At 75.6% G+C, this 18,649-nt stretch carries 15 protein-coding genes; 5 read left to right on the top strand and 10 right to left on the bottom strand.

Going from position 1 to position 18,649, the window contains the following annotated elements; translation table 11 throughout:
- Window positions 1–65: 65 nt before the first annotated feature.
- A complete protein-coding gene (locus KIK08_RS28180; RefSeq protein WP_214406302.1) occupies window positions 66–467 on the bottom strand; it encodes a winged helix-turn-helix transcriptional regulator in 402 nt (133 codons plus the stop codon).
- Between the two features lie 135 nt (window positions 468–602).
- Between KIK08_RS28180 and KIK08_RS28175 the strand changes: the two genes are divergently transcribed.
- Window positions 603–1,535, top strand: a complete 933-nt coding sequence (locus tag KIK08_RS28175; protein ID WP_214406301.1) for a zinc-binding dehydrogenase — start codon at window positions 603–605, stop codon at window positions 1,533–1,535.
- A 7-nt stretch (window positions 1,536–1,542) separates the two neighbouring features.
- Here KIK08_RS28175 and KIK08_RS28170 read toward each other — a convergent pair whose 3' ends face one another.
- The 4 genes from KIK08_RS28170 to KIK08_RS28155 form a co-directional block, all read right to left on the bottom strand.
- Window positions 1,543–3,225, bottom strand: a complete 1,683-nt coding sequence (locus KIK08_RS28170; protein WP_214406300.1) for a substrate-binding domain-containing protein — start codon at window positions 3,223–3,225, stop codon at window positions 1,543–1,545.
- Between the two features lie 180 nt (window positions 3,226–3,405).
- Complete coding sequence (locus tag KIK08_RS28165; RefSeq protein WP_214406299.1) at window positions 3,406–4,161, bottom strand: TVP38/TMEM64 family protein; 756 nt, start codon at window positions 4,159–4,161, stop codon at window positions 3,406–3,408.
- Window positions 4,162–4,402: 241 nt separating this feature from the next.
- On the bottom strand, window positions 4,403–6,010 hold the full coding sequence (locus KIK08_RS28160; RefSeq protein ID WP_214406298.1) for an alpha-amylase family protein: 1,608 nt from the start codon (window positions 6,008–6,010) through the stop codon (window positions 4,403–4,405).
- Entirely contained in the window at window positions 6,007–7,017 is a 1,011-nt protein-coding gene (locus KIK08_RS28155; protein WP_214406297.1) for a TIGR03885 family FMN-dependent LLM class oxidoreductase, read from the bottom strand. Before KIK08_RS28155 ends, KIK08_RS28160 begins: the two co-directional genes overlap by 4 nt.
- A 131-nt stretch (window positions 7,018–7,148) precedes the next feature.
- On the opposite strand from KIK08_RS28155, the gene KIK08_RS28150 reads away from it, so the two are divergent.
- Window positions 7,149–7,577, top strand: coding sequence for a hypothetical protein (locus KIK08_RS28150; protein ID WP_214406296.1), 429 nt, complete (start codon window positions 7,149–7,151; stop codon window positions 7,575–7,577).
- Window positions 7,578–7,588: 11 nt separating this feature from the next.
- On the opposite strand, the gene KIK08_RS28145 is transcribed toward KIK08_RS28150, so the two are convergent.
- From KIK08_RS28145 to KIK08_RS28130, 4 genes are all read right to left on the bottom strand, one after another.
- Complete coding sequence (locus KIK08_RS28145) at window positions 7,589–8,788, bottom strand: GNAT family N-acetyltransferase (RefSeq protein ID WP_214406295.1); 1,200 nt, start codon at window positions 8,786–8,788, stop codon at window positions 7,589–7,591.
- A 512-nt stretch (window positions 8,789–9,300) separates the two neighbouring features.
- On the bottom strand, window positions 9,301–9,507 hold the full coding sequence (locus tag KIK08_RS28140) for a helix-turn-helix domain-containing protein (protein WP_214406294.1): 207 nt from the start codon (window positions 9,505–9,507) through the stop codon (window positions 9,301–9,303).
- Between the two features lie 449 nt (window positions 9,508–9,956).
- Window positions 9,957–10,955, bottom strand: a complete 999-nt coding sequence (locus KIK08_RS28135) for an RNA polymerase subunit sigma-70 (RefSeq protein ID WP_214406293.1) — start codon at window positions 10,953–10,955, stop codon at window positions 9,957–9,959.
- Window positions 10,952–11,368, bottom strand: coding sequence for a glyoxalase superfamily protein (locus KIK08_RS28130; protein ID WP_214406292.1), 417 nt, complete (start codon window positions 11,366–11,368; stop codon window positions 10,952–10,954). The genes KIK08_RS28135 and KIK08_RS28130 overlap by 4 nt, the downstream gene beginning before the upstream one ends.
- A gap of 332 nt (window positions 11,369–11,700) precedes the next feature.
- On the opposite strand from KIK08_RS28130, the gene tuf reads away from it, so the two are divergent.
- The gene (gene tuf / locus KIK08_RS28125; RefSeq protein ID WP_214406291.1) at window positions 11,701–12,879 is read left to right on the top strand and encodes an elongation factor Tu; all 1,179 of its coding nucleotides are present in this window, start codon (window positions 11,701–11,703) and stop codon (window positions 12,877–12,879) included.
- A gap of 69 nt (window positions 12,880–12,948) precedes the next feature.
- On the opposite strand, the gene KIK08_RS28120 is transcribed toward tuf, so the two are convergent.
- Entirely contained in the window at window positions 12,949–14,100 is a 1,152-nt protein-coding gene (locus KIK08_RS28120; protein ID WP_250557964.1) for a glycosyltransferase, read from the bottom strand.
- A gap of 130 nt (window positions 14,101–14,230) precedes the next feature.
- Between KIK08_RS28120 and KIK08_RS28115 the strand changes: the two genes are divergently transcribed.
- Together KIK08_RS28115 and KIK08_RS28110 are read left to right on the top strand one after the other, a co-directional pair.
- The gene (locus KIK08_RS28115) at window positions 14,231–16,519 is read left to right on the top strand and encodes a glycerol-3-phosphate 1-O-acyltransferase (RefSeq protein WP_214406290.1); all 2,289 of its coding nucleotides are present in this window, start codon (window positions 14,231–14,233) and stop codon (window positions 16,517–16,519) included.
- Window positions 16,506–18,649: HAD-IB family hydrolase (locus KIK08_RS28110; protein WP_214406289.1), on the top strand; the 2,144-nt coding region annotated here is incomplete at its 3' end. The genes KIK08_RS28115 and KIK08_RS28110, both read left to right, overlap by 14 nt.

Genomic DNA, 18,649 nt, shown 5'->3' with positions numbered 1-18,649 from the left:
CGGCCCGGCCCCCCGGCGGCCGCGCTGCACGCGGTCGCCGCGCTGAGGCGCCCCCGGGCGACCGGTCAGGAGCCGGCCGCGGCGTGCGCGGCCCGGGCGGCCAGCACCTCGTCCATGTGCGCCTCCGCCCACTGCTTGATGCTCGCCACCAGCGGCAGCAGGCTCTCCCCGAGCGGGGTCAGCCGGTAGTCGACCCGGACCGGCACCGAGGCCGTCACGGTCCGCGCCACGAGGCCGTCGTGCTCCAGCGCGCGCAGGGTCTGGGTGAGCATCTTCTCGCTGGCGCCCGCGATGCGCCGACCCAGCTGGGAGTAGCGCTGCGGGCCGTCGGCCAGCGCGGTGAGCACGAGGGTGACCCACTTGTCGCTGATCCGGTCGAGCAGCTGGCGGGCCGGGCAGGCGGCGAGGTAGGCGTCGTACGCGCGGGCGGCGTCGGCGCGCCGCTGCTGTGCCGTGCGCGTGGGCATCGCCATCTCCTGCGGGGTCGCCGGGGCGCGGGTGCGGAACGCACTGCGAAGTGCGTCCTTCCCCGGCGAGGTTAGCCCTTCGACAGTGGGGAGCGCGTCCGAGCGGAAGGCCCGCCGGCGCCGAAGGAGATCGTGATGCGCGCCCTCACCGCCCGCCCCCCGGCCGGCCCCGCGGCCGTCGAGCTGGTCGACGTCGCACCGCCCGAGCCGGGGCCCGGCCAGCTGCGGGTGTCCGTCGAGGCCGCCGCGGTCAACCCGGTCGACGTGGCCGTCACCACCGGCGTGCTCGTCGAGCTGGGGCTCACGCCACCCCGCGAGCGGGTCGGGCTGGGCTGGGACGTCGCCGGGACCGTCGACGCCGTGGGCCCCGGTGTCGACGTCGCCGTCGGCGCCGCCGTCGTCGGGCTGGCCGACCTGCTCGGGCGGCCGCTGAAGACCCACGCCGAGCAGGTCGTGCTGGACGCCGTCGCCGTCGCGCCCGCCCCGCGCGGCGTCGACCCGGTGCCGGCCGCCACCGTGGCCCTCAACGGGCTCACCGCCGCGCAGGCGCTCGCCGCGCTCGCGCTGCCGGCGGGGGCGAGCGTCCTGGTGACCGGGGCGGCGGGCGCCGTCGGCGGGTTCGCGGTGGAGATCGCCCACCACCGCGGGCTGCGGGTGGTCGCCGTTGCCGACCCCGCAGACGGGGACCTGGTCCGCGGGTTCGGCGCGGACGCCGTCGTGCCCCGCGGCGCCGACCTCGCCGTGGCGGTCCGGGAGCTGGTGCCCGGCGGCGTCGACGGCCTGGTGGACGCCGCCGTGCTCGGCGCTGCCGCGCAGGAGGCCGTCCGCAACGGCGGGGGACAGGCCCACCTCGCCCCCGGTCCGCTCCCGCCCGCGCTGCGCGGCATCGCGGTGCACCGGGTGTTCGTCCGCGCCGACGCCGCCCGGCTGGCGGAGCTGGTCGAGCTGGTCGAGCGGGGTGGGCTCACCCCGCGGGTGGCCGCGACGCATCCGCTGTCCGACGCCGCGGCGGCCTACCGGCGGGTGGCCGCGGGCGGCCTGCGCGGGCGGGTCGTGCTGGTCCCGTGACGCGCGCTCAGCAGCCCGGCCGGCACACCCGCTGCGACAGCGCGTCCAGGAACACCGTGCGGATGTCCTGCGGGTTCTGCGCGGCGTAGGCGCGGCCACCGGTGGCCTCGGTGAGCTGGCGCAGCGCGTCCTGGTCGGAGTCGGGGCCGATGCCGATGGCGATCAGCGCGACCGGGCGGGTCGGGTCGGCCTCGGCGCGCAGGGTCTGCACGGCCAGCGGCAGGTCGATGCCGCCGTCGACCTCGTTGCGCCCGTCGGTGATCAGGACGACGGCGTTGGACTTGCCCGGCTCGTAGCCCGCCCGGACCTCGCGGGTCGCCGCGATCACCGTGTCGTAGAGGGCGGTCTCCCCGCCGAGGCGGTCGCGCAGGGTGGCGGCCTGGGTGGCCAGCGCGGCCCGCCGGGAGGGGGCGGCGCCGACGGGCTCGGTGAGCCTGCCCAGGGGCACCAGCTCCTCCCAGGGGCGCCCGTCGGCCAGGTCGGAGGAGAACGCCCACAGCCCGATCGAGGAGCTGTCCGGGAAGAGCGAGAGCCCGCCCTGGGCGGCGGCCGCGGCGAGGCTGATGCGGTCGGTCGGGCCCTCCTTCGCGGCCATCGACCCGGAGATGTCGATGACGGCCAGCACGCGGCTCTGCAGGGTCAGCGCGCTCCACAGGCGCAGCGTCTCCACCGCGGCCGCCGGGTCGGGCACGGCGCCCCGGGGGATCTCGACGGGCAGCATGCCGGCCGCCGCCCGGGACGGAGGGGCGCCGTCGTCCGCGCGCAGGCCGGCGTCGGCGAAGGCCTGGTGCCCGGCCGGGCCGCGCAGCCGCTCCTCCAGCCGGTCGACGGCCTCGCGCTTCCGGTCGGCCAGGGCGTCGGCGTCGGCCCCGACGCCGGGGTCCTGCGGGGCGACCCGGACGAGGGGGTAGTCGAGCACGACGGTGCCGTCGGCCAGCGCGACCGCGGTGGCCGACGCGGTGGCCGCGGCGTCCTGGGCCGCGTTGTGCTGCACGACGGCCTGCTCGGAGGTCAGGAACGCGCGGGCGCCCGCGCCGTCGGTCGCGAGTGCGCGGAAGGCGTCCTCGGTCGAGGGCGGTGACCCGTCGGCCAGCGTCAGCACGGCGGCGACGAACGCGGGCTTGGGGCGACCGTCGTCGTCGCCGATGGCGGCGCGCAGGGCGGTGAGCGCGGCCAGTCCGCCGGGCTCGCGGACCGGGTCGGGGAGGGTGGGCGGCCGCTCGCTGGTCAGCAGCGTGGTCCAGGTGACCGGCTGGGCCGGGTCGCCGTAGCGGGCCGCGTCGGCCGAGGGCAGCGCGAGCACCATCGGGGAGTACGCCAGCGACTCGCCGCGCTGGACCAACGAGGCACCGGCCTCGGTCAGCGGGTCGAGGCTGAGGGAGGACTTCGGGATCCACACGTCGGGCAGCCCCGGCGAGCCCGAGCGGATCTCGCTGGCCAGCTCCGGGCCGGCGGCGACCACGTCGTAGCGGGCGCAGGGGACGACCTCGTCGGGTGCGGGGGCGATGGCCGCGCGCACGGGCTCGACGATCGACTGGTCGACCGCGACCACCACCGGCACGGGCTCGCACGCCGGGGCGGCCATCGACCGGTAGACGACGACGCCCGCGGCCGCCGCCACGACCACGGCGACGCCGAGCGCGACGAGCGGCCAGCGGCGTCGCCGCGGCGGCTTCCGGTGCTGCCCCACTGCGCCCTCCGTCCCCCGGTCGACACGCGTCGGGTACGGCCTGGATCGTGACGCGGAGTGAGCTCGTCACAGGGGAGCTGAAGCGCTACGCCGCGTGTCAGGGACCCGCGTCGGCGAGCGTACTCCCCGGCTGCGGCGATCGGGTGAGGGCCGTCGCGGGCGCCCCGCTGATGATCACTCTCAGTGGTCGGCGGGTCGAATCGGGTCGGCCGCGGGGTCCGCGGCGCCCCCGGTGTCGGCCGGCCGGGTGGGCTCGCCGCCCGCGCTCGTCACCGGTACCGCGGTCCTGGGCGGGTCGGAGCGCGCGGCGACCAGCACGCCGCGCCGGGCGGCGATCGCGGCGCCGCCGATGAGCACGGCGAGCCCGGCCAGGGTGATCAGGAAGGGGACCGAGCCGGGGGAGGTCCCGAACGCGCCGACGGCGACGAATGTGACGGTGCCCGGCAGCAGTCCGAGCGCGGTGCCGAGCGCGTAGTCGCGCACCCGCACGCCGCTCAGGCCGCAGGCGGCGTTCACGATCGCGAAGGGGGCCATCGGCACCAGCCGGATGCCGACCACGGCCAGCAGCCCGCGCCGGCTCAGCGCGGCGTCGAGCCGCTCCAGCCGGGCGCCGGCCAGCCCCCGCACGGTGGCCCGGCCCAGGGTCCTGGTCAGGGTGAAGTTGATGAGCGCGCTGGTCAGCGAGGCGGACAGGGCGACAGGGACCCCGCCGGGCCAGCCGAACAGCACGCCGGAGCCGATGGTCAGCACCGTGGCCGGGCCCGGGGACAGCGAGGCCACCGCGGCGATCGCGGCGTAGAGCACCGGACCGGCCCACCCGGCGGCGCGCACCCACTGCTGGATGTCGCTCAGCGGGGGCACGCCCACCGTGAGCGCCAACACCGCTCCGGTCGCGACGAGCGCCACCAGCAGGGCGGGACGGACCCACCGCGCCATCGGCTGCCTCCCCGGATCGGCCGACCACCGCCGGGGTCTTCGCTCCGGAGCGCCCCGGCGGTTCGGTGGTGGCCGATCCGCGGCGCGGCCCCGGATCGTGACCCCGACGTTCGGATTATCACCGACGCGAGACGTCCTGGAACCCCTTCGGCCGAACTCACAGTCACGCCGCGCGACGGGCGGGGCGCCGGCGCCCCGGGGGAACCCCACGAGCACCGGCCGCCTCCGGCCCCGGCCCCGGCTACGCCACGCTGCCCTCCGGCCCCGGTCCGGCCCGCAGCCAGCGGCAGCCGTGCGGGCCGAGGTCCACGGCGACGCGGCCCTCGTCGTCGACGGTGACGGGGTCGGCCAGCGGGTCGAGCACGTCGTGCAGTTCGCGGCCGGCCAGGCCGGTGAGCACCGGCTCGGCGGTCGCCTTCTTCGCGGCCAGGTTGTGCAGCGCGACCAGCGAGGCGTCGTCGGCGTCGCAGCGGTGCGCGAGCACCGAGCGGGCCCCCGGGCCGGGGTCGAGCACCGTGTAACTGCCCCAGGCCAGCTCCGGGCAGTCGCGGTAGCGGTCGATCAGCAGCCGGAACCAGGCCAGCAGCGAGTCGGGCTCGACGCGCTGGCGCGCGACCGCGGCCCAGTCCATGTCCGAGCGCACCGCGAACCGGCCGGGCAGCGAGAGGTCCTCCACCATGCCGATCTCCTCGCCGTAGAACATCACCGGCGTGCCGGGCAGCGAGAACAGCAGGCTGTAGACCATCCGCAGCTGCCGCTCGTCGCCGTCGAGCATCCCCGGCAGCCGCCGGCGCAGCCCGCGGCCGTAGAGCTGCATGTCCTCGTCGGGCCCGAAGGCGTCGAAGACCTCCTTGCGCTGCGACTCGGTCAGCTTGTCCAGGGTGAGCTCGTCGTGGTTGCGCACGAACGTGGCCCAGTGCCCGTCGGCGGGCGGGTTCGGGCGCTGGCGCAGCGCCTCGGCCAGCGGCTCGGCGTCGCCGCGGGCCAGCGCCAGGTACATCTGCTGCATGCCGACGAAGTCGAAGCACAGCGTCAGCTCGTCGGGGGTGTTGCCGCCGTCCACGCCGCCGAAGAACGGCATCAGCTCCGGGTAGGGCAGGTTCACCTCGCCGAGCAGCACCGCCTCGCCGTTGCGCCGGGTCATGAACGAGCGCAGGTCGGCCAGGTAGTCGTGCGGATCGGGCAGCGCGTCCCCGTCGTCCTGGCCGTCGGTCTCCAGCAGGAACGGCACGGCGTCGACCCGGAACCCGCTCAGCCCCAGCTCCATCCAGAACCCGATGATCCGGGCGATCTCGTCGCGGACCTCGGGGTTGGCCACGTTGAGGTCGGGCTGGTGCTTGTAGAAGCGGTGCAGGTAGTACTGCTCGGTCTTCTCGTCGTACTCCCAGAGGCTGGTCTCCTGGTCGGGGAAGACCACGCCCTGCGGGCCGTCGGCGGGCGGCTCGTCCTGCCAGACGTACCAGTCGCGCTTGGGGTTGTCGCGGCTGCTGCGCGACTCCTTGAACCACGGGTGCTCGGCGGAGGTGTGGTTGACGACGAGGTCGGCGATCACGCGCATGCCCCGGTCGCGCGCGGTGCGGATCAGCTCGACGAGGTCGCCGTGGGTGCCCAGCCGCCGGTCGACGCCGTAGAAGTCGGTGATGTCGTAGCCGTCGTCGCGGTCGGGCGTGGGGTAGAAGGGCATCAGCCACAGGCAGGTGACGCCGAGGCGGTGCAGGTGGTCGATGTGCTGGGTGAGCCCGCGGATGTCGCCGCAGTCCGAGCCCGTCGAGCTGGCGAAGGTCTCGATGTCCAGGCAGTAGACGACCGCGTTCTTCCACCACAGGTCGGCGGTGCGGGTGAGCTTCATGCCCCGACCCCCGCGGGTGCCGGGCTCTGCGCGCCGGTCGCCGGGGCGGTGTCGCGCAGTTGCGGCAGCACCGAGGCGCCGAAGGCGTCGAGGAACGCGTCCTGCTCGACGCCGACGTGGTGCAGCGCGATCTCCTCGAAGCCCAGCTCGGCGTACTCGGCCAGCCGGGCGGCGTGCCAGCCCAGGTCCTCGGAGATGTTGACGGTCTGCGCGACCTGCTCGACCGACACGTTCTGCGACACCGCGTCGAAGGTGGCGGCGCTGTCGATGTCCCAGCACGCCGGCGGCGGGAAGATGTTGGAGCGCCACTGCTGGTGGGCCAGCTCCTCGGCCTCGGCCCGGTCGGGGGCCCAGCTCACGTGCACCTGCAGGCGCAGCGGCCCCCGCCCGCCCGCGTCGCGGTAGGCGTCGACCATCTCGCGCAGGTGCTCCGGCGGGGCGTTGGTGGTGATCAGCCCGTCGGCCCACTCCGCGGCCCAGCGCGCGGTCGGCACGCTGGTGGCCGCCGCCACCAGCGGCGGCACCTCCGCCGGGCGGCTCCACACCCGCGCCCGGTCGACGGTGACCAGCCCGTCGTGGCTCACCTCCTCGCCGCGCAGCAGCGCCCGGATGATGTCCACGCACTCGCGCAGGCGGGCGTTGCGCACCTCCTTGCGCGGCCACACCTGCCCGGTGATGTGCTCGTTGCTGGCCTCCCCGCTGCCCAGCGCCGCCCAGAACCGCCCGGGGAACATCACCCCGAGCGTCCCGATCGCCTGGGCGATGATCGCCGGGTGGTAGCGCTGCCCGGGCGCGTTGACCACGCCGAACGGCAACGAGGTCGCCTGCATGGCCGCGCCCAGCCAGGCCCACGCGAACCCGGACTGGCCCTGGCGCTCGCTCCACGGCGAGAAGTGGTCCGAGCACATGGCCCCGTCGAACCCGGCCTGCTCGGCCCGTTGGACCGCGGCCAGGAGGCGGTCGGGGGATACCTGTTCGTGGGAGGCGTGCCAGGCGAAGCGCGTCATGCCCGCTTCTACCCGTTCGCCGGCCTCGACGAACCACGAACGGCGCGCCGGGACCGGTCCGGCCGATATCGTCCTGCTACGGTGCGTCACCGAGATCGCCCCGGGGTGGGCGACGGACCCCGGGGGGAACCGTGGCCGGTTGGGCCCAGCGCCCGGCGAAGGTCTCGCCGGCCGGCCTGGCCGTGCTGCTGGGCCTGCTGGTCATCGGCGTGCCGCTGCTGATCATCGCGGCGCGCCCGGACCGGTCCGACGTCACCGGCGCCGCGTACAACGCCGCCTCCGAGCTGAGGGAGTCCGGCGGCGGGGACATCGCCTACGGCGACGTCTGGGCGGCGCTGGTGCGGAGCAACCCGGGCACGGCGAAGTCCGCGAGCATCGCCGACGAGCTGGACCTGCGCGAGGCGGGATCGAGCGGGTCGGCGAGCCGGTTCGAGATCAGCCGCGACGACGGCGCCCACCCGGTCTGCCTCGTCGTGTGGGGCTCGTCGACCTTCACCGCCCCGGAGCCCCTGGAGGAGCCCCTGGGCGCGAGGATCTCGGTCGACGAAGGCCCCTGCTGAGGGGGCCGGGGTCAGAACTCGGTGCCGTGCACCGGGACGCGGTCGGTCAGGAAGGCGAGGTCGACCCGGTGCAGGAGCGCCGGGTCGTCGGCGGCGACCAGACCGGCCCCGGCCAGCACCGCCGCGCGCTGCCCCCCGAACACCAGCGGGCCCAGCGCCGTCGCGTCGACCCGCACGTCGGCCGCCGCCGTCGTCGGCTCGCAGGAGGCCCCGTCGGGGCCGCCGCGCAACCGGAACCGCCCGCCCCGGTCGAGGAACGGGTCGCTCACGTCGAGCACGGCGTCGACCTCGATGCCGTAGCGGCGCGCCGACAGCAGCGCGGGGACGTCCAGCACGCGGGTCCACATGCCGTCGACCAGGCCGGTGGTGCGCACCTGGCGGGGGTCGGTCAGCAGCAGCGGCAGCGGGTCGTCCAGGGCCAGCGCCGGGTGGCGGACCGTCTCCACCAGGTCCATCGCCAGCACGGCGCGCCACAGCTCGCGGTGCGCCTCCGGGGTGAGCGCCACCAGCTCGCTGATCAGGCACGCCCGCTCGGAGTCGAGTCGGCGGTAGCTGAGGTAGCCGTCGGGGTGCACCAGGTGGAAGAACGCCGTGGCGCCGCCCCGGGCGTGCTCGTGGTCGGCCAGGTGCGGCTGCCACAGGGCGTCGGGGCGGTGCACCGCGCCCGGGACGCCGCTGGCCCACCGGCGCTGCAACTCGGGGGCGATCCCGCGCAGCTCGTCGGTGCTCACGTGGCGCAGGCCGCCGGTGTCGGGCAGGTCGGGCCGCAGCACCGCGCGCCTGCGGGCGATCTCCACCGAGCGGCGCAGCGTCGTCGGGCCGTAGCCGAACCGCCCGTAGATCGAGCCCTCGCTGGCGGTGAGCGCGCTCAGGGCGAGGCCCTGCTCGACGAACTCGCGGTGCTGCTCGGTGAAAAGGGCGCGCAGCACGCCGCGGCGCCGGTGGGTCAGCGCCACCGACACCCACGTGACGCCCGGCACCGGAAGCACGGCGCCGCCGGGCACGGTGACGTCGAAGTCGAACGCGCCGGTGATCCCGACGATCGTGTCGTCGGGCTCGACGGCGAGCAGGAAGCGGTCGAGGTCCAGCACCGACTCCAGCTCCTGGACCACGGCCTCGGAGTAGTGGACGCCGAAGGCGCGGCCGTCGGCCTCGGCCACGGCGGCGAGGTCCTTGCTGGTGGCCCGGCGCAGGGCGTACGACGTCGTCACGGGAGGGCAGTGTTCTCGCGGCGGGTCCGCGCGTCGACCGAGTTAAGCGGTTGGACGTCTGCGGCGCCTTCGGCGCTTCGAGGGGCCTCCGGCGGTTCCTCCGCGGAGGGCGACCTCTGATCAAGCAGGGGCTTCCGGGGGTGGAGTGGCCGCTGTGCGGCCGGCTTCGCGGCCGGCGGGGGTGGGCCGGGTGTCCTCGCAGCGCGGGGTGGGTGTCGCAGCGCCGGTGGGGGTGTCCTCGCAGCGCCGGGTGGGTGTCGCAGCACGGGCTGAGTGCTCGCAGCCCGCCGGCGGGCTGCGAGCACCGACCCAGGGCTGCGAGATCGGCGGGCGCATGATCAATTCGGCCGCCGAGGGACTGTGCGCCGTGACGCCGGAAGGGCGCCCCGCGCCCGCGCGGCGGTCTTCGCCCGGCACCCTCCCCAGGCCCCGCTACTCACCCCGGGCATGGTCCTGATCAACCTGCGCCGCCTGGTCCACACGAGTTCCGAGCGAGGTCTTGGTCGAGCGGGTCAGAGCTGCGGGTCCTCGGAGCGGCGGCGGGCGGTGAGCTCGCGGATCTGGCGGCGGAGGTCGTCGAGGTCGAAGCGGAGGTGCCCGCCCGGGGTCACCTCGGTGGGGGTGATGTCCCCGGACTTCACCGCGCGCCACAGCGTCGACCGCGCGATGCCCAGCTCGTCAGCGGCCTGACCGCTGCTGAGCAGGTGACGCTTGGGCATGTGATCAACGTATGCGCTGGTCGCAACTCTTTGGTGTGATCTGAGACCAGTTGGACGATCAGGCATATTTAGTTCATGTAGTACCCTTCGAACGGTTGCAACGTTTTCCCAGAAGCGGGCCCCGACCAGTGGTGCAACACCGGCCGGGGTCCTTGATCAGCAACCCCTCCGGAAAGGGGTCACCGACCCATGCCCACGCTATCCGAATCGATCTTCCGGCAGGCCGCGCGGGAGCTCGCCCCGATGGTCGCGACCTGGCGCACGATCATGCACGTGCACAGCAAGGGCCCCGACGGCTACTGCACGGCCCCGACCTGCGGGCGCCCGGGCTACGGCACCGCGAACTGGCAGCGCCACCCGTGCGCGGCCCGCGCGCTGGCCGGGCTCGCGCGGGTGCTGCACAACGAGTCCTCGCAGAGCACCGGGTCCTCGCGAAGCACCGGGTCCGCTCAGCGCACCGGGTCCTCTCGGAGCTCCGAGGGCAACCCCAGCGCCGGGAACGGCTCCGGGCCGAACGCGGTGATCTCGGCGATCAGCCCGTCCTCGACGCGCAGCACGTCGAGCTTGAACGGGCGGAACACCGAGTCGCCCGTGCGGCGCAGGTAGCTGGCCGCGGCCGGCATCCGGTTGACCGCGGTGGGCAGCAGCCGCCAGTCGCCCTCGCGGTCGGGGCCGAACGCGCGCTCGAGCAGCGTGGAGATCCCTTCGATGCCCTCGAAGACGTAGGGGTAGGGCGGCATCGTGATGCGGATGTCGGTCGCGGCGACCGCCAGCGCGGCGGCGGCGTCGCCGCGCTGGTGGGCGTCGACGAACCGGTCGAGCAGGGCGCGCTCCCGCGCCGACAGCGGAGCCGGGCCCGCCGACCAGCCGGCGCGCCGGGCCGGCAGGTGGCGGGCCATCGTGGCGCGGGCGCGCTGCAGGGCGCTGTTGGCGGCCGGGACGCTGGTGCCCAGCAGCTCCGCCGTCGCGGTCGCCGGCATGTCCAGCACGTCGCGCAGCAGCAGTGCGGCGCGCTGGCGGGCCGGGAGCACCTGCAGCGCGGTCAGGAACGCCAGCTCGATCGTCTCCCTGGCCACGACGACCGCGTCGGGGCCGTCGTCGGGGGAGGCGAGCTCGTCGAGCAGCGTGTCGGGGTAGGGCTGCAGCCAGGAGACCTCCGGGGTGGACGCGCGCTGCGGGCGGCGCGCGCGGGCCCGGATCGCGTCCAGGCACACGTTGGTCGCGATGCGGTAGAGCCAGGCCCGCACGGTGCCGTCGCCGGTGAACCGGTCGCGGTGGCGCCAGGCGTTGAGCAGCGCCTCCTGCACCGCGTCCTCGGCCTCGTCGAACGAGGCGAGCATCCGGTAGCAGTGCACGTGCAGCTCGCGGCGGTGGCGCTCGACGTGCTCGCGGAAGTCGGCTTCGTCGACGACGGGGCTGGTGGTCGGGCCGGTCGTCGCGCTGGTCACGGGGCGCCGTGGCCCTTCTCCTGCAGCACCCAGGTGTTGCCGTCGGGGTCGGCGAAGTCGGCGAACGAGGCGAAGTCGGCGTGCGCCGGGTCGGGGCCGGGCTGCCAGCCCTGCGGGGTCATGTGCCGGACCTCGCTCACCTCCACGCCGCGCCCCACGAGCTCCTTCCTGGCGGCGGCGATGTCGGAGACGACCAGGTGCGTGCCGCGGTACGAGCCCGGCTCGGCGTCGGTGATGCCCACCCCGATCGAGATCGAGCAGGCGGAGCCGGGCGGGGTCAGCTGCACGACGCGGAACTCGTCGCCCGCCCGGTGGTCGACGTCGACGGTGAAGCCGCACCGCTCGGTGTAGAAGGCCTTGGCCCGGTCGACGTCGGTCACCGGGACGAGCACGAGCTCGAGGCGGAAGTCCACGGGTTGCTCCGATCTGCGCGCGGTGGCCCTGCGCCACCGTCGCACGTGTGACGACGGCCGGGGCGCCGACTCATCGGTGCACCGGAGATCCGGTGAAAAGAAGTTGCCGGCAGCGGCTCGGGGGCCCGACGCTGTGCGCGTGTTCCGGCCGGCCGCGTTCTGCGCCCCGCTGACTGCATCCGCAGCAGCGGCGCCGCGGCCTGCCCCGTCGACCACCGACGGCGCCCGAGGCTGACCCCCTCCCGGCCGTCGACCGGGATCTCCCGGGAGGCGGGTCGCGGCCACACCAGGGGTCCCGGACGTCCGCACGACACCGGAGAGCCGGAACAACCATGCCCAAGCAGCCCTACCTGCGCACGAAGCCGCACCTCAACATCGGCACCATGGGTCACGTCGACCACGGCAAGACGACCCTGACCGCCGCCATCACCAAGGTCCTCGCCGACCGCGTCGGCGGCCGCTACGTGCCGTTCGAGCGGATCGACCGGGCCCCGGAGGAGGCCCGGCGCGGCATCACGATCAACGTCGCGCACGTCGAGTACGAGACGGCGAGCAGGCACTACGCGCACGTCGACATGCCGGGCCACGCCGACTACGTGAAGAACATGATCACCGGCGCGGCCCAGGTCGACGGCGCGATCCTGGTCGTCTCGGCCACCGACGGCGTCATGCCCCAGACCCGCGAGCACGTGCTGCTGGCCCGCAGGCTCGGCGTCGGGCACCTGGTGGTCGCGCTGAACAAGGCCGACGCCGGCGACCCCGAGCTGCTGGAGCTGGTGGAGCTGGAGATCCGCGAACTGCTCGACGCGCACGGCTTCGACGGCGCGGCCACCCCGGTGGTGGCCGTGTCGGCGCTGGGCGCGCTGGCCGGCGAGCCGCGCTGGACGGGCTCGATCGTGGCGCTGCTCGACGCCGTCGAGGAGCACGTGCCGGTGCCGCACCGCGACCTGGGCTCGCCGTTCCTGATGCCGGTGGAGAACGTCCTGACCATCACCGGTCGCGGGACGGTGCTGACCGGGGCGATCGAGCGGGGCGTGGTCTCGGTCGGCGACACCGTCGAGGCGCTGGGCCTGGGCCGCGGCGTGTCGGCGGTGGTGACCGGCATCGAGACCTTCGGTCGCACGATGGAGCGCGGCGAGGCCGGCGACAACGCCGCGCTGCTGCTGCGCGGGGTGCGCCGTGAGCAGGTCGCGCGCGGCCAGGTGGTCGCCGCGGCCGGCTCGATCGGCCTGCACGGCGCCTTCCGCGGCGAGCTGCGCCTGCTCGGCGCGGCCGAGGGCGGGCGGCACACGCCGGTGCGCTCGGGCTACCGCCCGCAGTTCCACCTGCGCACGGCCGACGTCGGCGGGGTGCTCGACCTGGGTGACGTCGAGCGGGTCGAGCCGGGCTCGGTCGCCACGGCGACGGTGCGCCTCGGCTCGCCGGAGCCGCTGGAGGTCGGCCTCGGCTTCGCGGTGCGCGAGGGCGGCCGGACCGTCGCCGAGGGCACCGTCACCACCCTCCTGCCCTGACCACCCGTCGAGAACGAAGTTGTAGCGGATTGGACCGGTCCACAATCACGACAACTTCGTTCTCGACGGTCACGTGGAGGTGGGGGTGAGGACCGAGGCGTAGACCGCGGCCAGCCGCTCGGCCCAGCCGACGGCCTCGTGCCCGGCCAGGAACCGGGCGCGGGCCGCGGCGCCCAGGCGTGCGCGGCGCTCGGCGTCCTCGGTGAGGGCGACGAGCGCGTCGGCCATCCGGCGGGCGTCCTGCGGGACCAGCACGCCGGTGGTCGGGCCGACGATCTCGGGGATGCCGCCCACCTGGGTGGACACCACCGGCAGCCCGGCGGCCATCGCGCGCAGCAGCACCGTGGGCGCGGCGCCGTACTCGGCCGGGTAGACCACCAGGTCGGCGGCGTTGAGCAGGCTCGCGTGGTCGGTGTGGCGGTGGGCGAAGCGCACCCGGCCGTCGAGCTCGTCGGTGTCGTCCACCCGCGACTCCAGATACGGGCGCATCGGCCCGTCGCCGCACAGCGCGACGACCAGCGGCAGCTCGTCGGGCAGCGCCTCGCAGGCGTCGAGCAGCAGCTCCAGTCCCTCGTCGCGGCGCATCGGGTTGGTGCAGACCGCCAGCACCTCCCGGTCGTCGACGCCGAGGGCCTCGCGGCGCCGGTTGCGCTCGGCCAGGTCGACCGGGCCGGGGTCGACGACACCGTCGGGCACGAGCACGGTGTCCACCGCGGCGCGCAGGCCCCGGTACCAGTCCTGCTGGACCCGGGAGATGGCGATCGTGCGCTTCACGAACCGCTGGCGGGCCACGATCCGGGCCGTGCGGCGGACCCGGTCGCCGCCGTCGGCCAGGTCGTTCTTGACGTTGTGCAGCGTGGACACCGCCGGGATCCGGTTGCGCATGGCCGCCGCCGCGGCCACCACGTCGGCGTGGCCCAGGTGGCTGTGCACGAGCTGGGCGCCCTGGTCGCGCAGCGCCTTCGCCGTGCGTGGGACCGCCCGCGGGTCGAGCGGGGCCAGGCCGAGCTCGACGACCGGCACCCCCAGCCTGCGCAGGGCGCTGACCTGCGCCGTGTCCGAGGTCGAGGCCAGCGCGACCACCGAGATGTCCAGCCCGGCCCGCGGGGCGGCCGTGGCCAGGTCGACCAACCCGATCTCGGGACCGCCGGGGTGCAGGGACGGGACCAGGTGGGTGATCTTCACGAGCGCTCCGGTGAGGGGGTCGGCGGGAAGGGCCATCGACACTACCCACGTCCGGGCGACCACGGAGCGCGGTCCCCGGACCGGGCTCGCCCGGCGGGTCGGGTGACCCCGATCACCCGATGGGCCAGGATGGGCGGGACGGGCCCGGGGGTAGGAGAGGACGCCGATGGGGTTGCAGGAACCAGGGGTGCACGACGAGCCGGCGGCGCCGCCGGTGATCGTGCTCGCCGACACCACCACGGCCGTCGAACGCCGCCTGGTCGAGGAGTGGATGCGCGGGTCCGGGCTGAGCCCGGCAGCCGTGCTGCCGCTGCGCGCCGAGGCGCTGGTGGGCCCGCTGACCGACGCCGACGACGCCACGGTCGTCGCCCCGCTGCGGGTGGTCTGGCGGCCCCGGGAGCGCGACGGCCGCCGCCGGGTGCGCTGGTCGGACGTCGTGTCGCTGGGCAACCCCCGCCGCCCCGCCCCGCACCTGCAGGCCCGCATCGCCCGCCGCGAACCAGACCGGGCCGCCGTCGCCGTCGCCGACACGGCCACGCTCGGCGACCTGCGCGCCCGGTTCGCCCAGCGCACCGGCGCGGAGAGCCCGCCGGGCCCGCGGGAGCTGGCCGGCTTCGTCGTCCACCAGGGTGAGGTCGCGCTGCAGCGCGCGGAACGCGCCCTGCTCGGCGACCGGTTCAAGGTGCCCACGCACATCGTCGAGGCGGTCGGGGCGAGCCCGCAGTTCCGCGCCGGCGTCGCCGAGCTGGCCGCCCGCCTGGAGCTGCCCGAGGCCGAGGTCCGCGAGCGGGTCGTGCACGACCTGCACGGGCTGGTGGCCTCGCTGAGCCCGGTGGCCGTCGACCTGCTCAGCGCGGTGCTGCGCCCGCTGCACGCCAGGGCGTGGGACGTGCAGGTCGACGCGGCCGGGCTGGAGAAGCTGCGCGAGCTCAACCGCACCCACCCGCTGGTGTTCCTGCCCAGCCACCGCTCCTACACCGACCCGTTGCTGCTCGCCGACGTGCTCGCCGAGCACGACTTCCCGCGCAACCACGTGCTGGGCGGGGACAACCTGCGGTTCTGGCCGGTCGGGCCGCTGGCCAAGCGGGCCGGGATCGTGTTCATCCGGCGCAGCTTCGGCGACGACGAGGTCTACAAGCTGGCGGTGCGCGAGTACTTCGGCTACCTGCTGGCCAAGCGGTTCAACCTGGAGTGGTACATGGAGGGCGGCCGCTCGCGCACCGGCAAGCTGCGCGCGCCCCGCCACGGGCTGCTGGCCGGGGTGGCCGAGGCGGTCGAGCGCGGCCGCGTCGACGACGTCCACCTGGTCCCGGTGTCGATCACCCACGACCAGCTGCGCGAGGTCTCGACGATGGCCGCCGAGCAGCTCGGCGCCCCGAAGAAGGGCGAGGGCCTGACCTGGCTGGCCCGCTACGCCAAGGCGCAGCTGCAGCCGATCGGCGCCGCCTACGTCCGCTTCGCCGAGCCCGTCTCGCTGCGCCGGGCGCTGGAGGGCGTCGACCCCGACGACCCCGCGGCGCGGCGGCTGGCGCTGCAGAAGGCGGCGTTCGAGGTGGCGGTGGGGATCAACCGGGTCACCCCGGTCGTGGCCACCGCATTGGTGACGCTGGCGCTGCTGGGCGTGCGCGACCGGGCGCTGACCCTGGGCCAGGTGCAGCGCGTGCTGGAACCGGTCCGCGCCTACGTCGAGTCGCGGGGCGCGGTCGAGAGCGGCCCGTCCAACGAGGCCGTGCGCACGCCGGTCGGGCTGCGCCGCGTGCTGCACGCGCTGGCCGCGTCGAAGGTCGTGACGATCTACTCCGGGGGCGCCGAGCCGGTCTACGCGATCGACCGCGGCCAGCACCTGGTCGCGGCGTTCTACCGCAACAGCGCCGTGCACCACTTCGTCGACCGCGCCATCGCCGAGCTGGCGCTGCTCAGCGGGCCGGACCGGCGCCGCGACGCCGTGGCGGGCCTGCGCGACCTGCTCAAGTTCGAGTTCTTCTTCCCCGACCGGCAGACCCACGAGGCCCAGGTCGAGGTCGAGCTGCAGCGGTTGGGCGCGGGCTGGGACACCCCGGACGGACCGGCCGCGCTGGCCCGCGCCGAGTTCCTGATCGCCCACCGGGTGCTGCGCTCCTTCGTCGACGCGCAGCTGGTCGTGGCCGAGCGGCTGGCCGCGCGCAACCCGCGCACGCCGGTCGTGGAGAAGGAGTTCCTCGACGAGTGCGCCGGGTTCGGCCAGCAGATGCTGCTGCAGGGTGTGCTGCACGGCCCCGAGTCGCTGTCGCGGGAGCTGTTCGCCACCGCGCTCAAGCTGGCCGCGAACCTCGACCTGGTCGACCCGGGCCGCGAGGAGCTGGCCGCGGCCCGCCGGGAGTTCGCCGCGCGGATGCGCGAGACGGTCGCCGGGGTGGTGCGCATCGACGAGATCGACGCCCAGCTGCGCAGGGAGTCCGCCGGTGTCGCGCCCTGAGCCCGCCCACCCCGACCCCGACCGGCTCTGGACCGAGGACGACCTGGTCGCCGACGTGGCCGCCGGGCCGCAGGGCCCGGCGATCGGCGCGTTCTTCGACTTCGACGGCACCCTCATCGACGGCTACTCGCTGGGCGCCTTCGCCCGCCACCACGTGCGGTCCGGGCACGTCACCCCGGCCGACGCCGGCCGGATGCTGCTGCTGGGGCTGCGCGGGGTGACCACCGAGGAGGACTTCGAGGGCTTCTTCGTGCTCGGCATGCGGGCCTGGGCCGGGCGCAGCGAGGACGAGCTGACCGAGCTCGGCGAGCGGCTGTGGCGCCAGGGGATCGCCGGGGCGCTCTACCCGGAGGCGTGGCGGCTCGTGCAGGCCCACGTCCGCGCCGGGCACACCGTCGTGCTGGCCTCCTCGGCCACCCGCTTCCAGGTCGCGCCGGCCGCCGCCGCGCTCGGCATCGGGCACGTCCTGGTCACCCCGGTGGAGTTCGAGGACGGGCTGTGCACCGGCCGGCCGGGCGGGCCGCCGCTGTGGCGGGCCGGCAAAGCCGCCGCGGTGCGCGCGTTCGGCACCGCCCACGACCTCGACCTGATCAACAGCTACGCCTACTCCAACGGCACCGAGGACGTGCCGTTCCTGGCCACCGTGGGCCGGGCCAGGGCGCTCAACCCGGAGCCGGGGCTGGCCGCCGCGGCCGCGGAGAAGGACTGGCCGATTGCCCGGTTCCGCTCGCGCGGCCGTCCGGGCGCGCGCGAGCTGGCCCGCACCGCGGGAGCGGTCGGCGGCACGCTGGGCGGGTTCGGCGCCGGGCTCGCGCTGGGCGCGCTCAACGCGCTCACCGGCGCGGGCTCCCGCCGCGAGGCCGTCGACCTCGGGCTGACCCTCGGCGGCGAGCTGGGCACCGCGCTCGGCGGCATCACCCTGGACGTGCGCGGCGCGGAGCACCTGGCCACCCGGCCCGCGGTGTTCCTGTTCAACCACCAGAGCCAGCTCGACGTGCTGGTGCTGGCCAAGCTGCTGCGCTCGGGGTTCAGCGCGGTGGCCAAGAAGGAGATCGCCCGCATCCCCGGCTTCGGGCTGGCGTTCCGGCTGGCCGACGTCGCGTTCGTCGACCGGGGCAACACCACCTCGGCGCGGGCCGCCCTGGAGCCCGCGGTCCAGCGGCTGCGCGAGGGGGTGTCATTGGTGATCGCCCCGGAGGGCACCCGCTCGGCGACGCCTGCGCTGGGGCCGTTCAAGAAGGGCGCGTTCCACGTCGCCATGCAGGCCGGCGTGCCGGTCGTGCCGATCGTCATCCGCAACGCCGGCGAGCTGATGTGGCGGGGCGCCTCGACGCTGCGCGAGGGCACCGTGCAGATCACGGTCCTGCCGCCGGTGCCCACCGACGGCTGGACGGTCGAGGAGCTCGACGAGCGCGTCGACGAGGTCCGCGACCGCTACCTCGACGTGCTGGCCTCCTGGGACGGGCCGGCGCCGGGACGACCCGTGCGGGTCACCGCCGGCCCGACCGGCCCGGTGGCCCCGCCGCTGGACTGGGGCTCGGCGCCGGAGATGAACGCGGTCGAGGCCATGGCGTGGCGCGCCGAGGTCGCCGACCCCCGGCTGCGGGCCAACGTGTCGGTGCTGGAACTGCTGGAGTCCGCGCCGGACTGGGACCGGCTCGTCGCCGCCCACGAGTGGGCCTCGCGGATGGTGCCGCGCATGCGCCAGCGCGTGGTCGAACCGCCGCTCGGGCTCGGGGCGCCGGGCTGGGTGACGGTCGCCGACCTCGACCTCGACCACCACCTGGGCCGCATCCGGCTCGCCGAAGCGACGCCCCGCGCGCTGCTGGACGCGGTGGCCGAGTTCGCCGCGGCCCCGCTCGACCGCGACCGCCCGCTGTGGCGGGCGATGCTGGTCGAGGGGCTGGCCGGGGGTGGCGCGGCGTACGTGGTGGTCACCCACCACGGCGTGACCGACGGCATGGGCGCGGTGCGGCTGCTCGGCCTGCTGCACAGCCGCACGCCCGACCACGCCCCCGACCGCCCCGAACCGCCGGTGCCCACCCCCGGGCCGGTCCCGTCACCGGTGCAGGTGCTGGCCGAGCAGGCCGGCCGCCGGGCCCGCGAGCTGCCCGGCGAGGCGCTGCGCCG

It is taken from the genome of Pseudonocardia lacus, assembly GCF_018531445.1.
In the GTDB taxonomy this organism is placed as follows: domain Bacteria; phylum Actinomycetota; class Actinomycetes; order Mycobacteriales; family Pseudonocardiaceae; genus Pseudonocardia; species Pseudonocardia lacus.
The sequence above is the reverse complement of the archived record's forward strand: the minus strand, read 5'-3'. Positions and strand labels throughout refer to the sequence as shown.

Bases quoted from the DNA above. Each gene is read 5' to 3' on its own strand.
- KIK08_RS28160 (WP_214406298.1), bottom strand. From the start codon at position 6,010: ATGAAGCTCACCCGCACCGCCGACCTGTGGTGGAAGAACGCGGTCGTC.
- KIK08_RS28165 (WP_214406299.1), bottom strand. From the start codon at position 4,161: ATGGCGCGGTGGGTCCGTCCCGCCCTGCTGGTGGCGCTCGTCGCGACC.
- KIK08_RS28120 (WP_250557964.1), bottom strand. From the start codon at position 14,100: ATGGCCCTTCCCGCCGACCCCCTCACCGGAGCGCTCGTGAAGATCACC.
- KIK08_RS28155 (WP_214406297.1), bottom strand. From the start codon at position 7,017: ATGACGCGCTTCGCCTGGCACGCCTCCCACGAACAGGTATCCCCCGAC.
- KIK08_RS28175 (WP_214406301.1), top strand. From the start codon at position 603: ATGCGCGCCCTCACCGCCCGCCCCCCGGCCGGCCCCGCGGCCGTCGAG.
- KIK08_RS28140 (WP_214406294.1), bottom strand. From the start codon at position 9,507: ATGCCCAAGCGTCACCTGCTCAGCAGCGGTCAGGCCGCTGACGAGCTG.
- tuf (WP_214406291.1), top strand. From the start codon at position 11,701: ATGCCCAAGCAGCCCTACCTGCGCACGAAGCCGCACCTCAACATCGGC.
- KIK08_RS28115 (WP_214406290.1), top strand. From the start codon at position 14,231: ATGGGGTTGCAGGAACCAGGGGTGCACGACGAGCCGGCGGCGCCGCCG.
- KIK08_RS28180 (WP_214406302.1), bottom strand. From the start codon at position 467: ATGCCCACGCGCACGGCACAGCAGCGGCGCGCCGACGCCGCCCGCGCG.